The following is a 13,664-nucleotide window of genomic DNA, read 5'->3' on the forward strand; positions in this document are numbered from 1 at the left end:
GGGACGGTCAGCGCACGCCGAGGCGCGCGAGCACGTCGGCTTCGAGCCCGGCCAGCTCGCTGGAGACGGCGGTGTGCACCGCACGCCTGCGCGCGGCGGGCATCTGGTCGGCGGTGCGCACGGCGGCGCTCAGGCTCTCCAGCCGCTCCTTCGTCGTACCGACGAAGGAGCGGGTGTCGTCCGCCTTGCCCTCGCCGCTCACCTTATCCAGCGCCGCTTCGGTATTGGCGATCCGCGCCTGCAACCTGCCGCCGTGGCCGGCGAAGTCGCCGAGCTGGTCGATGCCGATCCCGAGCTGCTGCGCGCGCCGCACGTCGAGCTGGCCGCGCACGTAGGTGGCGGCCCGGTAGGCCAGCGGGGCGAGCACCGGGATCAGGATCCGCGCGACGCCGAGGTACTTCTTCACCTGGCCGGGGCTGAACGGATCGCGCTCGGCCTTGGCGGCCAGCTTGTCGGCGGCCTTCTCCTCGGCCTGGTAGGCGGCGATCTGCGCGTTCGCCACCTTGCGCTGGGTGCGCGCCTCTGCCCGCCGCGACTTCCGGTCGTTCTTGGCAACCAGCTTGGCTTCCAGCCCGGCCTTGTGCTTGAGAGCCTTTGCCTCGGCTCGCCGGCTCGGGCGCCGCTTGCGCTTGGTGAACAACCCCATCGAAGGCCCTCCGTCATGCCATGGTCACGAGCACGCAATTCGCGCCCAACCCTACTTGCTCGGGAGCGGGCAGCCACCGTCGGATTCGCGGAACTGTCGGGGGTAGGGCTCATACTGCTTGACGTGATCACGGGTGATGGCGGGGGCGGTGCCTCCGGGGCCGACGGACCGGGCGAACGCGTGCCCGCGTTCATCGATGCCCGCTCCCTGATCGGGTGCAGGCACCGGCTGCATCTGGACGCGGCATTCGGGCAGCAGATCGCGGGCGTTCGGGAGGACGCGGGGGTCATCGAGCGCCGCGAGGCGGCCGCGCTGCACCGGCAGCAGGTGCGCGCGGCGCTGGTCGGCGCGGCGCCGGAGCAGTGGGTGGTGATCGACCCGGCTGGCCGCGCCGCCGATCGGGCCGCCGCCACGCTGCGCGCCTGCGCGGACGCCGCGCCGCGGATCTGGGGCGCGCTGCTGCCGCAGGAGCCGGACACCGGCCGCCGCGGCGGCGTGGAGATCCTGCTCCGCGACGCCGAGCGCGGCGGCTACATCCCGGTGCTCGTGGTCAACCACAAGGTCACCGACCCGCGCAGGCCGGAGCCGGCCGACTTCCACCCGACCACCACCGACCCCTACGTCTGGAACCCCGCGCCCGACCCGTACCGCAAGCTGCGCCAGCAGCCGCGCGACCAGCAGCGCCTCGCGCACCTGTACCGGATGCTGCAGCGCCACGGCCTCGCCTCGCCCGCCCTGGTCGGCGGCGTGATCGGCTACGAGGGGAGCCGCATCCTGGTGCACGACCTCGGCCCGCTGCTCGCCGAGTACGACCGGCGCTACGCGGACCGGATCGCGGTGGTCCGCGGCGAGCTGCCGACGCTGCCGTCGAAGATCCCGGAGTGCAGGCAGTGCCCGTGGTGGAGCCGCGGCCCCGAGGCCGGGCCCGGCTGCGAGGGCGTGCTGATCGAGCGCAGGGACGTCAGCCTGGTCGCGCCCGGCTCGCGCGCCGAGGTGCTGCGCGGGCACGGCGTGCAGACCATCGACGACCTGGCCGCGTGGTCCGGCCCCGAGCCGGAGGACTGGCAGCACGGGCCGTTCGTCGAGGCCGTCGTCACCGCGCGCGCCTGGATCGCGGGCGCGCCGCTGGTGCGCCGGGTGCAGCCGGTGCGGGTGCAGCGCGCCGACGTCGAGGTCGACGTCGACCTGGAGAGCTTCCAGGAGTTCGGCGCCTACCTGTGGGGCACCCTGCTGGACGGCGTCTACCGCCCCTTCGTCACCTGGGATCCGCTGCCGACGGTGGACGAGGCGCGCTCCTTCGGCGAGTTCTGGAGCTGGCTCATGCGCACCCGCGCGCAGGCGCACGCCGCGGGCCGCACCTTCGCCGCCTACTGCTATTCGCGCACCGCCGAGGACAAGTGGCTCTACGAGTCCGCGCGGCGCTTCGCGGGCAAGCCGGGGGTGCCGAGCGTGGAGCAGGTGCGCGCCTTCGTGGACGGGCCGGAGTGGGTGGACATGTTCCAGGCCGTCTCCGAGCAGTTCATCTGCCCGAACGGCAAGGGGCTCAAGAAGATCGCGCCGGTGGCCGGGTTCGCCTGGCGCGACCCGGAGGCGGGCGGCGAGGCATCGATGAGCTGGTACCGCCGGGCCGTCGGCTACGAGGCCGAGCCCGACCTGAGCCAGCGCACCCGGTTGCTGGAGTACAACGAGGACGACGTCCGCGCCACCAGGGTGCTGCGCGAATGGATGACCGAGCGGGCAGACCTGGAGGTTCCGGCACTCGACGATTTCGCCCGTCGTAGTATCGCGACGTGACAGAGCACGTCGAACAACTCGAGTTCCGGGCGGAGACCCATCAGCTGCTCGACCTGATGATCCACTCGGTCTACTCCAACAAGGACACCTTCCTTCGCGAGCTGATCTCGAACTCCTCCGACGCGCTGGACAAGCTACGGCTGGAGTCCTACCGCGACAAGGATCTCGAGGTCGACACCTCGGATCTGCACATCGAGCTGGCGACCGACACCGAGGCGCGCACGCTCACCGTGCGGGACAACGGCATCGGGATGTCCCGCGCGGAGGTGGTCGACCTGATCGGGACGCTCGCCAAGTCCGGCACCGCGGAGCTGCGCAAACAGCTCGCGGAGGCGCAGAGCACGGACGCGGGCGAGCTGATCGGCCAGTTCGGCATCGGCTTCTACTCGACCTTCATGGTCGCGGACAAGGTCGTGCTGACCACGCGGAGGGCCGGAGAGACCGAGGGGACGCGGTGGGAGGCCGCCGCGGGCAGCTCCACGTACACCATCGAAAGCGTCCCGGACGCCCCGCAGGGCACCTCGGTCGGGCTGCACCTGAAGCCGGCCGACGAGGACGACCACCTCTTCGACTACACCCTGGAGTGGAAGCTCAGGGAGATCGTCAAGAAGTACTCCGACTTCATCGCCTGGCCGATCCGGATGAAGGTCGAGCGCACCGTCACCGAGGGCGAGGGCGACGAGCAGACCGAGAACACCGTCGTCGAGGAGCAGACCCTCAACTCCCGCAAGGCGCTCTGGACCCGGCCGCGCTCGGAGGTCTCCGACGAGGAGTACACCGAGTTCTACAAGCACGTCAGCCACGCCTGGGACGACCCGCTGGAGATCATCCCGCTCAAGGCCGAGGGCACCTTCGAGTACCAGGCGCTGCTGTTCATCCCGTCGACCGCGCCGTTCGACCTGTTCACCAGGGAGCACAAGCGCGGGGTGCAGCTCTACGTCAAGCGGGTGTTCATCATGGACAACTGCGAGGAGCTGATGCCGGAGTACCTGCGCTTCGTCAAGGGTGTGGTGGACGCGCAGGACCTGTCGCTGAACGTCTCGCGCGAGATTCTGCAGCAGGACCGGCAGATCCAGATGATCCGCAAGCGGCTGGTGCGCAAGGTGCTCTCCACCGTGAAGGACCTGCTGGGGGCCGAGGACCAGGGCAAATACCAGACCTTCTGGCGCGAGTTCGGCCGCGTCCTCAAGGAGGGGCTGCTCAACGACGTCGACAACCGGGAGACGCTGCTCCAGGTGTCGTCGTTCGCCTCGACGCACTCCGACTCCGAGCTGACCACGCTGGCGCAGTACGTGCAGCGGATGCCGGAGGGCCAGGACGCGATCTACTACATGACCGGCGAGAACCGGCACCAGGTGGAGAGCTCCCCGCACCTGGAGGCGTTCCGCGCCAAGGAGCGCGAGGTGCTGATCCTCACCGACCCGGTCGACGAGATGTGGGTCGGCTCGGTGCCGGAGTTCGACGGCAAGCCGTTCACCTCGATCGCCAAGGGCGAGGTCGACCTGGAGACCGAGGAGGAGAAGAAGGCCTCCGAGGCGCTGCGCGAACAGCAGGACAAGGAGTTCGCCGAGCTGCTCGGCTGGCTCGGCAGCACCCTCTCCGAGCAGGTCAAGGAGGTCAGGCTGTCGTCGAGGCTGACCTCGTCGCCCGCCTGCCTGGTCGGTGACGTCTTCGACTTCACCCCCATGCTGGAGCGGATGTACCGCGCCTCCGGGCAGGAGCTGCCGGAATCCAAGCGGATCCTGGAGCTGAACCCGGCGCACCCGCTGGTCGCCGGGTTGCGCGACGCCTACGACACCCGACGCGACGACGCCGACGCGGGCAAGGTGCCCGAGCTGGCCGAGACCGCGGAGCTGCTCTACGGCACCGCGGTGCTGGCCGAGGGCGGCGAGCTGAAGGACCCGGCGCGGTTCGCGCACCTGCTCACCGATCGGCTCACCCGGACCGTGTGACCTGCCCGCCGGGGACCGGTCGGATCCGGTCCCCGGCGGCACGTCCGTTTTCCGCACGATTCCGCGGACCGCGGTTTGCCAGCGGGATGCGGACGTAGTCTGGTGCGGTCGAAAGGATCGTCGGAACATGTCGGGGAGTCCGCTGGAGACCGCAGAGGTCTGGGACGCGGTCGCGGTCGGTTACGGAGAATTCGCCGCCGCGGTCATGCGGCCCTTTGCCGCGCTCGCGCTGGAGTTCGCCGCGCTGACCGGGGAGTCGGCGGTGGTCGACGTGGGCGCGGGCACCGGCGCGCTCACCCTGCCCGCCGCCGCGCGGGCCGGTCGGGTCTGCGCGGTGGACATCTCGCCGGAGATGCTGCGTTTGCTGGAGGACGCGGCGGCCGCCGCCGGGCTGGACAACATCGTGACCGACGTGGCCGACGCCAGGGTGTTGCCGTACGCGAACCGCAGCTTCGACGCCGCCTTCTCCATGTTCGGGCTGATGTTCTTCCCCGATCGCTACCGCGCGCTCGGCGAGCTGTACCGGGTGCTCCGCCCGGGCGGCACCGTCGTGATCTCGAACTGGGCGCCGATCTGCGAGTCCCCGTTGCTGACCCTGCTCTACGAGGCGTTCCGGGAGGCGGTGCCCGAGATCGGCGAGCCGCAGCAGGACTTCCTCAGCCTGGAGAACCCCGAGGTGTTCCAGAGCGAGCTGCGCCGGGCCGGGTTCCACGGGGTGGTGATCCAGCGGCACTCCATCGTCACCAGGTTCGCCGACGGCGTCGAGCTCTGGGAGACCATGGTGGCCAGCAGCGCCGCGCTGCAGGTCATGCGGACGCTGTGGGGCGAGGAGCAGTGGAGTGAGCGCTCCGGGCGGGTCCGGGACTACCTGGACCGGCGGTACCGCCCGAACCAGCCGCTGCCCGCCATCGCGCTGCTCGGCATCGGGCACAAGCCGCAGCCTGCCTGAGACGGGCGAACCCCCCGCGACCGGAGCCGTGGGGGGGTTCGCCGTGCACGGAGACTAGCGCGGGGCCATGCGCAGCGCGCCGTCCATCCGGATGGTCTCGCCGTTCAGGTAGTCGTGCTCGACGATGTACTGCGAGAGCTGCGCGTACTCGTCCGGGCGGCCGAGCCGGGACGGGAACGGCACCCCGGCCTCCAGGCCCTTGCGGTACTCCTCGGTGACACCGGCCAGCATCGGGGTGTCGATGATGCCGGGGGCGATGGTGTTCACCCGGATGCCGAACTGCGCGAGGTCGCGCGCGGCCGGGACGGTCATGCCGTGCACGCCGCCCTTGGAGGCGGAGTAGGCGATCTGGCCGACCTGGCCCTCGAAGGCCGCGACCGAGGCTGTGTTGATGACCACACCGCGCTGGCCGAACTCGTCCACCGGGTCGGTCTTCGAGATGGCGTCGGCGGCCAGCCGCATGACGTTGAACGAACCGAGCAGGTTCACCGTGATGACGGTGCGGAACAGCTCCAGATCGTGCGGGCCGTTCTTGGACAGGATGCGCCCGGCCCAGCCGACCCCGGCGCAGTTCACCACGATGCGCAGCGGGATGCCGGACTCGACGACCTTCGCGACCGCGGCGGCGACATCGTCACCGCTGGTGACATCGGCGGCCAGCAGCGTGACGCCGTCGGGTACGTTGTCGCCTGCGCGCTCGATCGACTGCGGGATGTCAAGCCCGAACACGGTCGCACCCAGGTCGGCGAAGCGCTTGGCGGTGGCGGCACCCAGGCCGGATGCCCCTCCGGTGACGATGGCGGCGGAACCCGAAATCTCCACGATGGTCCTCTCGTTCGTGACAGCCCATTGGCACTCTGGGTCATTCGCACCCTAACCGGTCAGTTTTTCCGGTTCGCCCGCGTCCCTGCCCGCCGATCAGCGAACACTGTTGTTCGTGAGGTGGTACCGTCGAACCATGAAGCTGTCCGCCGGTGCTTCGCTCGCCGGTCGCAAGATTCTGATCACCGGTGCGGCCCGCGGTATCGGCGCCGCCCTCGCCAGGCAATTGCACGCCCGCGGCGCCGCGGTGGCGCTGCTCGGGCTGGAGCCGGACCTGCTCGCCGATGTCGCCGCCGACTGCGGCGACGCCCCGTGGCGCTACTGCGACGTCGGTGACCAGGCCCAGGTGGAGCGGGTGGTCCGGACCCTGGTCGGGGAGCTCGGCGGGCTCGACGTCGTGGTCGCGAACGCGGGCATCGCCAAGCAGTTCCCGCTGTTGAGCGGGGACGCGGGGGTGCTGGAGGAGACGCTCGCGGTGAACGTGCTCGGCGTCTACTACACGCTGCGCGCCACCGGCCCGCACGTCGCGCACCCCGGCGGCTACGTGCTGCTGGTCTCCTCGCTCGCCGGCGCGGTGAACCTGCCGCTGGCGGGGGCGTACAGCGTCTCCAAGGCCGGGGTCGAGGTGCTCGGCAACACCCTGCGCAACGAGATCAGGCACACCGGCGCCAAGGTCGGGATCGCCTACTTCGCCGAACTGGACACCGATATGACCTCGCGCGGCTTCGGCACCGCGGCCGCCCGCGCCATCCTCGGCCGGGCTACGGTGTCCGGCGTCGCCCCGCTCGGCCCGGCGATCGATACGCTCGAACGCGCCATTCTGCGGCGCCGGAGGCAGGTGGTCTCGCCCTGGTGGGTGGCCGGGGTGCTTCCCTTCCGCGGGATCGCCCAGCGCGTGATCGACGTGGCCCTGCGGCACGGCGTCGAGCAGGCGGTGGAGATCGCGCGCACCGAGCGCGCCGGCTTCACCACCGACCAGCCGCCGCGGACGCGGAGGATCGAGCGATCGGCTTGACAGCGGGTTGTGCACAATGGACAGGCCCGGTGGCCCGTCCAGGATTCGGCGGCGGCGCTACCCCCGAGCAACGGAGCCGACCCACATGACCGAACCGGTGCCAAGCGTCCGTCACCTGCCGCGCGGTCGGCACGGCCTGCCGCGCGAGCAGGTGGTGGCGTCCCAGCGCGAACGCATCCTGAGCGCGATGGCCGACGCGATGGTGGAGTACGGCTACATCGGGACGTCGGTGGCCGCCATCCTCAAGCGCGCCGGGGTGTCGCGGGAGACCTTCTACGAGCAGTTCCGCTCCAAGGAGCACTGCTTCGAGGCCACCTACGAGCGCGCGGTGACGCTGCTGCTGGACAAGATCGAGCGGGCCGCGGCGACCGTGGACGACCCGGAGTCGATGGACGAGTGGTCCATCCGCAGCAACCGGATGGACCGGATCTTCGATGCCTACCTCGAGTATCTGGTCGACGATCCGGCCAGCGCCCGGGTCTTCCTGGTCGAGGTGTTCGCGGTGGGCTCGCCCGCGGTGGCCCGCAGGGCCGAGCTGCAGCGGCTCTTCGTCGAGCTGATCGCCGAGGTGCTCGATGTGCAGACCGACGCGCAGATGTTCGCCTGCGCCTCGCTGGCGGCCGGGATCGGCGGCATGGTGACCGGGCGGATCGCCGCGGGCGACATGGCCGGGGTGCGCGCGCTGCGCGCGCCGCTCCTGGATCTGGTGCACCGCGGCGGGGCGCTCTACGGCAACGCCTTCGCCGAGCCCGCCCCGCGCTGAGGAGTCAGCGCTCGGCGCGCACCGGCGGCTCGGCGGGCTGCTCCGCGCGCCTGCGGCGCAGCGCGAGCAGCGCGGCACCGGCCAGCGCGGGGGCGACGAGCGCGAGCAGCGCGGCGACCGGTGCGGTGAGCACGGTGCCGAGCCCGGTCAGCGCGCCGAAGTAGAGGAAGAGCAGCCCGGAGCCGATACCGATGGCGTGCTCGGGCAGGTGCTTGCCGAGCAGGATGCCGAGCGCGATGGCGAGCGCGTCGGCGGCGACCATGCCGATGGTCGAGCCGATCCACACCCCGAGCCAGTCGTAGTCGGTGGCGAGCGCCGCGGTGGCGAACATCGTGCGATCGCCCAGCTCCGCGAGCAGGAAGGCCGAGCTGACCACGAAGAACGGCGCAGCCCGCGTCCTGAGCTTCGGCTCTTCCTCCGGCTCGTCCGCGGCGCCGCCCGCGTGCTCCCGCAGCGTCCAGACGCCGACCGCGAGGAAGATCACCGCGGCGAGCAGCGCGATGGCGGTGGTGGGCAGCGCCGAGCCGAGGAAGTGGCCGACGCCGACCGAGATGAGGTGCACCCCCGCGGCGGCGACGGCGATGCCGCTCAGCACCACCCACCAGCGGTACTTGAGCGCGAATGTCAGCGCCATCAGCTGCGACTTGTCGCCGAGCTCGGCGAGGAAGACGATGCCGACGGCCAGCATTGCGGTGGTGAACACGAACCGAATCTACCTGCGGAAATGCGGGTAGGGCAATAGCGTTCTCGTCAAAAGGCAACCGCCACAATAAGTTTGGGAATCCCCGTTCCGAAAGTTAGGGAACCCTCAAGCTGCCAGCAGCATGGCAAGAACTGCGGTGTCGGGATCGCTGATCGGGTCCACCCCGACCCGGCTGACCAGCGACGTCACCGTTCCGTCCGACTCCGCCTCGGCCCACGCCGCGCGGTGCTGGAGGCCCAGATGCGGCACTCCGGGCAGCAGCACGCAGCCCGAAGCGGCGCCCGCGCACTCCGGGAGTGTGGGCTTCGTCTCCGACGGCGGGTGCAGCATGATCAGTGCGGGCGGCACCGGATCGGCGAACCGGCCGGGCGGCAGCGCCTCCGCACCGAGCACCGGCCCCTCGGCCAGCACCATGCCGATGGTGCCCGGCGCCGGGTCGTCGGGCAGGTCCTCGCGCACCCCGAAGACGGTGGTGGTGGCGAGCAGCCCGGGCATGGAGGCCACCCGGACGGCCAGGATCAGGAACTGGGCCCACTCCTTGGTGCTGTCCGGCCAGCGGCCGGAGATCACGAAGCCGCGCAGTACCCCGCTGGAGTGGAACGGTGTGATGCCGATGGGTTCGTTCGCGCGCATTGCTGCCTCCCGTGCCGTGGGAGTTCCGAGGATGACGCAGAGATCATCTGGCACACAAGTACCAACGACTGCCAGCGACGAATGCTTTACCCGCCCGAAACACACAACGGCCCGCGGACATTCGTCCGCGGGCCGTCGGAGCGGGTCGGCTCAGCCGAAGATCAGGCCCTTGGCCTGGCCGGTCGCCTTGGCGAAGCGGTCCTGGACGTCGGCCCAGTTGACCACGTTCCAGAACGCGGTCACGTAATCCGCCTTCACGTTCTTGTACTGCAGGTAGAAGGCGTGCTCCCACATGTCCACCTGGAGCAGCGGGATGATGCCGAGCGGCACGTTGGCCTGCTGGTCGTACAGCTGGAAGGTGAGCAGCTTCTGGCCGAGGGTGTCGTAGCCGAGCACGGCCCAGCCGGAGCCCTGCAGGCCGTTGGCCGCGGCGGTGAACTGCGCGCGGAACTTGTCGAACGAGCCGAAGTGGTCGTCGATCGCGGCGGCCAGCTCGCCGACCGGCTTGTCGCCGCCGTTCGGGGAGAGGTTCTTCCACCAGATGGAGTGGTTGACGTGGCCGCCGAGGTGGAAGGCGAGGTTCTTCTCGTGCAGGAAGATGGCGCCGTGGTCACCCGCCTCGCGGGCACCCTCGAGCTTCTCCAGCGCGGTGTTCACGCCCGCCACGTAGGCGGCATGGTGCTTGGAATGGTGAATCTCGTTGATCTGCCCGGAGATGTGGGGCTCCAGGGCGCTGTAGTCGTAATCCAGATCCGGCAGCGTGTACTCAGCCACGTTGTCCCTTCCTGTGTCGGGCCGGGGCGCGTTCCGGCGCGGAACCACCCCCGACCATCATTCGTACACTTGCTCGGTATCAACCGGCGTCTCGGCACGGTATTCCGCGCACGCTGATCACAACGGCGGCGCGATACCCGGCCGGACGGCGCGCGGGTCGCCCGCGTCGTGCGCCGCCCACCAGCGCCTGCCGTCCGCGACGAAGTGCGCCGCCGAGAGCTCGGCGCCGGTGGCGTCCTGCACGGAGAGCTCGTCGAACCACACCCGGACGTCCAGCTCGCGCGGGTCGACCCCCTCCTCCTGGGAGAACTCGAAGACGTGCGCGCCGGGCCGCTGGGGGTCGAGCACCGCGTCGAAGCTGAGCAGTTCGCGCCAGAGCGACCAGCCGCTGTCGTCCACGTCGACGAACTCCCAGCCGTGCAGCCTGCCGCCGCCGAAGCTCTTGATCGCCTGGTCGAGGGTGTCCGGGGTGAGCGGGAGGATGTCGGCGTCGACGTGGTTCCAGCGCTGGGCGCGCAGCGAGGCGGCCACCCGGCCGACCCCGCGCAGCGTCAGCCGGACCCGCCCGTCCCTGCCGTCCGCGGTGACCCCGGAGCGGGTCTCCGGGAGCCGCAGCACCTCCAGCTCCAGGCTGAGCGTGCGGCCGTCCGGGTCGAACGCCGAGCCCAGGCAGACCGCCTCGGCGAGCGCGATGTTCAGCCCCGCGATGTCGAGCAGCGGATCGAGGGCGCGGGAATCGTGCCCGGCATCACGCCGCGCGATGACCTCGGCGGGCGCGGCGGTCGGGTCGGTTTCCGGCGTCGAGGTGGGGTCGAGTGCCGTCTGCCGTGCGCCGCTGGTCATAGCGCCAGGCTACCGATGGTGCCGCCCCGCGTCGGTGTTTCCGCAGGAAGAGTCCCGTGGCCCGGCATCGGGGTCGCCGGCCGAGGGAACCGAATCGATCTCGGCGCCGTCCAACTAGATATCGGGACCTCCCTGGGTTTCGAGCCGGCGGCGAGTGGCCGCTCCGGGATGTTTGGAGGGGAGTCCCGGATCGGTCGCTCCCGCCGCCGGCGAAGCACGCAGCCTGTGGATAACTCGGTGGACAGCTTCTGCGACGGAGTTCACCAAGAGGTAGCTGAAGAGCCCTAATGCGATAGTCGCCGCCTGTGAATCGCGTACGACGTGATAGCTGACCCCTGTGGATCAGGTTGTGGAATCTGTGGATAACTCGGTCGTGGCCATGCACAACGCGGGGAGATCGAGAGCGGCGTCCGGCGCCGGAGCTTCGAAACCTACCCCATGCTCGTTCGCGCTGTCGAATAGGCGACCGCTGTGGATACCCGGCGGACAATCCGCACGGGCGCCCGGCACGCATGGCAGGATCGGAACCGTGACGAGCCCCGATGTTCCGACGGTTCCGGTCAGGGAGGTCCCCGGCGCGTTCGACGCGGTCGAGCCGGCGGCGGTCACCCCGCCGGCGATCCTGCTCGACGTGCGCGAGGACGACGAGTGGCGCCTCGGCCACGCGCCCGGCGCGGTGCACATCCCGATGGCCGATGTGCCCGCCCGGGTCGGCGAGCTCGACCCGGATGCCGACATCTACGTGATCTGCCGCCAGGGCGGCCGGTCGCTGGAGGTGGTCAGGTACCTGGCGAACATCGGGTACGAGGCGGTGAACGTCGGCGGTGGCATGGTGTCCTGGCAGCAGGCGGGGCGCCCGCTGACCGCCGACGGCGACCACGAGGCGCGGATCTACTGAAGGGCGGGGAGCGGTGAGTACGGTGGTGCAGCCTTGCGCCAGGTGCGGCGCGCGCTGGGCGGTGCACGGCGCGCCCATGCACTGGTGCCCGCGCTGCCGCGGCGTCCTGCTCTCGCCCGGCCCGGTGGACGCGCCGCCGGAGCGGCGCAACTACCGCTGGGTCGCGCGCAAACCCGATCACCGCGGCGTCCGCGGCGCCGGGCGGCCGCGGGCCGCCGCGGCGCCGGGCACCCCGAGGTACGCCGAGATCCCGCGCTGGGGGCTGCTCGACACCCCGGCCGCGCCGGAGGCGGCCCCCGCGAGCAGGCAGGCCCGCGCGGCTGCCGCGGCCGGGCGGCTGCTGCTCTGGACCGCGCTCGCCTTCGCGCTGGCCGCGCTGGCCGAGCTGGGGCGCTACGCGATCCTGCTCTACAACCGCACCCGGCTGGTCGCGCCGCTGCTGCTCCGCGTCTCCGACGCGGCGGTGCTCACCTTCGCGGTGCTGGCCTGCGTGCTCGCGCTGCTCGCCGCCATCGCCGCGGTGGCCAGGCTGATCCAGCTGCGTGCGGCGGCCTACGCCCGGGTCGGCGGGCGGGATCCGCGCTCGCCGCGAACGCTGCTGCTCGGCAGCCTGATCCCGGTGCTCAACCTGGTCTGGCCCGGCGTCTTCCTCACCGAGGCGCTCACCGGCCGGGACGACCCGCGCGCGCTGCGGCTCATCCGGATCTGGTGGGTGCTCTGGGTGCTCGGCGGCATCACCGCGGTGGCCGCGCTGGGCTGGCGCGCCGCCGACTCGCTGCAGAGCAAGGCGGACGGCGTGCTCTTCACCGCGTTCACCGACCTGATCGCCGCCGCCGTCGCGCTGCTGACGTTCGGCGTGCTCAACGCGCTCTCCGGCCGCGATCTGCGCGGCCGGGCCAGGAGCGCGCACCGCCTGACCGTCGCGGTCGACCCCGCGGTCCCGGTCATCGCGCCGCTGCACCGCACCGAGCGGGCGCAATCGACCGCCGACGCGCGCGAGAACTCGGCGGCGGGTGACAATACCGGCGACGAAGCGGGCGACCGCGAACAGGAGGAGGTCGGGGCCAAGTGACCCAGGGCAGTCGCGCGCCGTTCGTGGTCGCGCACCGCGGCGCCTCGGCGGCGCGGCCGGAACACACCCTCGCCGCCTACGAGCTCGCGCTGGAGGAGGGCGCCGACGGCGTCGAGTGCGACGTCCGGCTGACCCGCGACGGGCACCTGGTCTGCGTGCACGACCGCACCGTCGACCGCACCTCCGACGGCAGCGGCCTCGTCAGCGAGCTCACCCTGGCCGAGCTGGCCGACCTAGACTTCGGCGCCCCCGGCGCCCCGGCCGGGCTGCTCACCCTCGCCGAGCTGATCCAGCTGGTGCTGGACTGGCGCAGTAGGCCGACCAAGCTCTTCATCGAGACCAAGCACCCGGTGCGCTACGGCGCGCTGGTGGAGAACAAGCTGCTCGCCGAGTTGCAGCGCTTCGGGATCGCGACCCCGGCCTCCGCGGACCACTCGCGCGCGGTGGTGATGTCGTTCGCGGCGAGCGCGGTCTGGCGGATCCGCCGCGCCGCACCGCTGCTGCCGACGGTGCTGCTCGGCGAGTCCTCGCGCTACCTCGGCGGCAGCGCGGCCACCACGGTCGGCGCCACCGCCGTCGGGCCGTCGGTCAAGACCCTGCGCGAGCATCCGGACCTGGTGGACAAGGCTGCCGCGGCGGGCCGCGCCACCTACTGCTGGACCGTCGACGACCCGGAGGATGTCACGCTCTGCGCCGAACTCGGGGTCAGCTGGGTGGCCACCAACCACCCCGGCCGCACCAAGGCGCTGCTCGCCGCCCCCGCTTGAACCACACCGGCTCCGCGACCCTGTAGGTTGACC

At 71.3% G+C, this 13,664-nt stretch carries 14 protein-coding genes; 8 read left to right on the top strand and 6 right to left on the bottom strand.

The window, feature by feature from the left end:
- Positions 1-7: 7 nt before the first annotated feature.
- Entirely contained in the window at positions 8-646 is a 639-nt protein-coding gene (locus ACFUJ1_RS17470) for a DUF6474 family protein (RefSeq protein WP_378646722.1), read from the bottom strand.
- A gap of 180 nt (positions 647-826) precedes the next feature.
- On the opposite strand from ACFUJ1_RS17470, the gene ACFUJ1_RS17475 reads away from it, so the two are divergent.
- The 3 genes from ACFUJ1_RS17475 to ACFUJ1_RS17485 all read left to right on the top strand — a co-directional run bounded on the left by ACFUJ1_RS17475 (position 827) and on the right by ACFUJ1_RS17485 (position 5,341).
- Entirely contained in the window at positions 827-2,440 is a 1,614-nt protein-coding gene (locus tag ACFUJ1_RS17475) for a TM0106 family RecB-like putative nuclease (protein WP_378646919.1), read from the top strand.
- The gene (gene htpG, locus ACFUJ1_RS17480; protein WP_378646724.1) at positions 2,437-4,392 is read left to right on the top strand and encodes a molecular chaperone HtpG; all 1,956 of its coding nucleotides are present in this window, start codon (positions 2,437-2,439) and stop codon (positions 4,390-4,392) included. Before ACFUJ1_RS17475 ends, htpG begins: the two co-directional genes overlap by 4 nt.
- Before the next feature lie 127 nt (positions 4,393-4,519).
- Positions 4,520-5,341: a class I SAM-dependent methyltransferase gene (locus tag ACFUJ1_RS17485; protein WP_378646726.1), complete on the top strand. Its 822-nt coding sequence runs from the start codon at positions 4,520-4,522 to the stop codon at positions 5,339-5,341.
- A gap of 54 nt (positions 5,342-5,395) precedes the next feature.
- Here ACFUJ1_RS17485 and ACFUJ1_RS17490 read toward each other — a convergent pair whose 3' ends face one another.
- Positions 5,396-6,163: an SDR family NAD(P)-dependent oxidoreductase gene (locus ACFUJ1_RS17490; RefSeq protein ID WP_378646728.1), complete on the bottom strand. Its 768-nt coding sequence runs from the start codon at positions 6,161-6,163 to the stop codon at positions 5,396-5,398.
- Between the two features lie 136 nt (positions 6,164-6,299).
- On the opposite strand from ACFUJ1_RS17490, the gene ACFUJ1_RS17495 reads away from it, so the two are divergent.
- Both ACFUJ1_RS17495 and ACFUJ1_RS17500 read left to right on the top strand, forming a co-directional pair.
- The gene (locus tag ACFUJ1_RS17495; protein ID WP_378646730.1) at positions 6,300-7,178 is read left to right on the top strand and encodes an SDR family NAD(P)-dependent oxidoreductase; all 879 of its coding nucleotides are present in this window, start codon (positions 6,300-6,302) and stop codon (positions 7,176-7,178) included.
- An 85-nt stretch (positions 7,179-7,263) separates the two neighbouring features.
- Complete coding sequence (locus ACFUJ1_RS17500; RefSeq protein ID WP_378646732.1) at positions 7,264-7,941, top strand: TetR/AcrR family transcriptional regulator; 678 nt, start codon at positions 7,264-7,266, stop codon at positions 7,939-7,941.
- 4 nt (positions 7,942-7,945) lie between these two features.
- Here ACFUJ1_RS17500 and ACFUJ1_RS17505 read toward each other — a convergent pair whose 3' ends face one another.
- From ACFUJ1_RS17505 to ACFUJ1_RS17520, 4 genes are all read right to left on the bottom strand, one after another.
- Positions 7,946-8,644: a TMEM165/GDT1 family protein gene (locus ACFUJ1_RS17505; protein WP_378646734.1), complete on the bottom strand. Its 699-nt coding sequence runs from the start codon at positions 8,642-8,644 to the stop codon at positions 7,946-7,948.
- A gap of 105 nt (positions 8,645-8,749) precedes the next feature.
- Positions 8,750-9,277, bottom strand: coding sequence for a peptidase (locus ACFUJ1_RS17510; RefSeq protein ID WP_233015423.1), 528 nt, complete (start codon positions 9,275-9,277; stop codon positions 8,750-8,752).
- 150 nt (positions 9,278-9,427) lie between these two features.
- On the bottom strand, positions 9,428-10,051 hold the full coding sequence (locus ACFUJ1_RS17515; protein ID WP_378646736.1) for a superoxide dismutase: 624 nt from the start codon (positions 10,049-10,051) through the stop codon (positions 9,428-9,430).
- A 117-nt stretch (positions 10,052-10,168) separates the two neighbouring features.
- Positions 10,169-10,894: a hypothetical protein gene (locus ACFUJ1_RS17520; protein WP_378646738.1), complete on the bottom strand. Its 726-nt coding sequence runs from the start codon at positions 10,892-10,894 to the stop codon at positions 10,169-10,171.
- A 529-nt stretch (positions 10,895-11,423) separates the two neighbouring features.
- Here ACFUJ1_RS17520 and ACFUJ1_RS17525 point away from each other — a divergent pair.
- The 3 genes from ACFUJ1_RS17525 to ACFUJ1_RS17535 are packed head-to-tail and all read left to right on the top strand — an operon-like array spanning position 11,424 to position 13,631.
- The gene (locus tag ACFUJ1_RS17525) at positions 11,424-11,792 is read left to right on the top strand and encodes a rhodanese-like domain-containing protein (RefSeq protein WP_233015426.1); all 369 of its coding nucleotides are present in this window, start codon (positions 11,424-11,426) and stop codon (positions 11,790-11,792) included.
- Positions 11,793-11,814: 22 nt separating this feature from the next.
- Positions 11,815-12,864, top strand: a complete 1,050-nt coding sequence (locus tag ACFUJ1_RS17530) for a DUF4328 domain-containing protein (protein ID WP_378646740.1) — start codon at positions 11,815-11,817, stop codon at positions 12,862-12,864.
- Positions 12,861-13,631 (top strand): glycerophosphodiester phosphodiesterase, encoded by a 771-nt coding sequence (locus ACFUJ1_RS17535; RefSeq protein WP_233015428.1) that lies wholly within the window; start codon positions 12,861-12,863, stop codon positions 13,629-13,631. Before ACFUJ1_RS17530 ends, ACFUJ1_RS17535 begins: the two co-directional genes overlap by 4 nt.
- Positions 13,632-13,664: the final 33 nt, after the last annotated feature.

The organism is Nocardia sp. NPDC057227, from assembly GCF_042669725.1.
GTDB lineage: Bacteria > Actinomycetota > Actinomycetes > Mycobacteriales > Mycobacteriaceae > Nocardia > Nocardia asteroides_A.

Bases quoted from the DNA above. Each gene is read 5' to 3' on its own strand.
- ACFUJ1_RS17470 (WP_378646722.1), bottom strand. From the start codon at position 646: ATGGGGTTGTTCACCAAGCGCAAGCGGCGCCCGAGCCGGCGAGCCGAG.
- ACFUJ1_RS17485 (WP_378646726.1), top strand. From the start codon at position 4,520: ATGTCGGGGAGTCCGCTGGAGACCGCAGAGGTCTGGGACGCGGTCGCG.
- ACFUJ1_RS17495 (WP_378646730.1), top strand. From the start codon at position 6,300: ATGAAGCTGTCCGCCGGTGCTTCGCTCGCCGGTCGCAAGATTCTGATC.
- ACFUJ1_RS17500 (WP_378646732.1), top strand. From the start codon at position 7,264: ATGACCGAACCGGTGCCAAGCGTCCGTCACCTGCCGCGCGGTCGGCAC.
- ACFUJ1_RS17510 (WP_233015423.1), bottom strand. From the start codon at position 9,277: ATGCGCGCGAACGAACCCATCGGCATCACACCGTTCCACTCCAGCGGG.
- ACFUJ1_RS17520 (WP_378646738.1), bottom strand. From the start codon at position 10,894: ATGACCAGCGGCGCACGGCAGACGGCACTCGACCCCACCTCGACGCCG.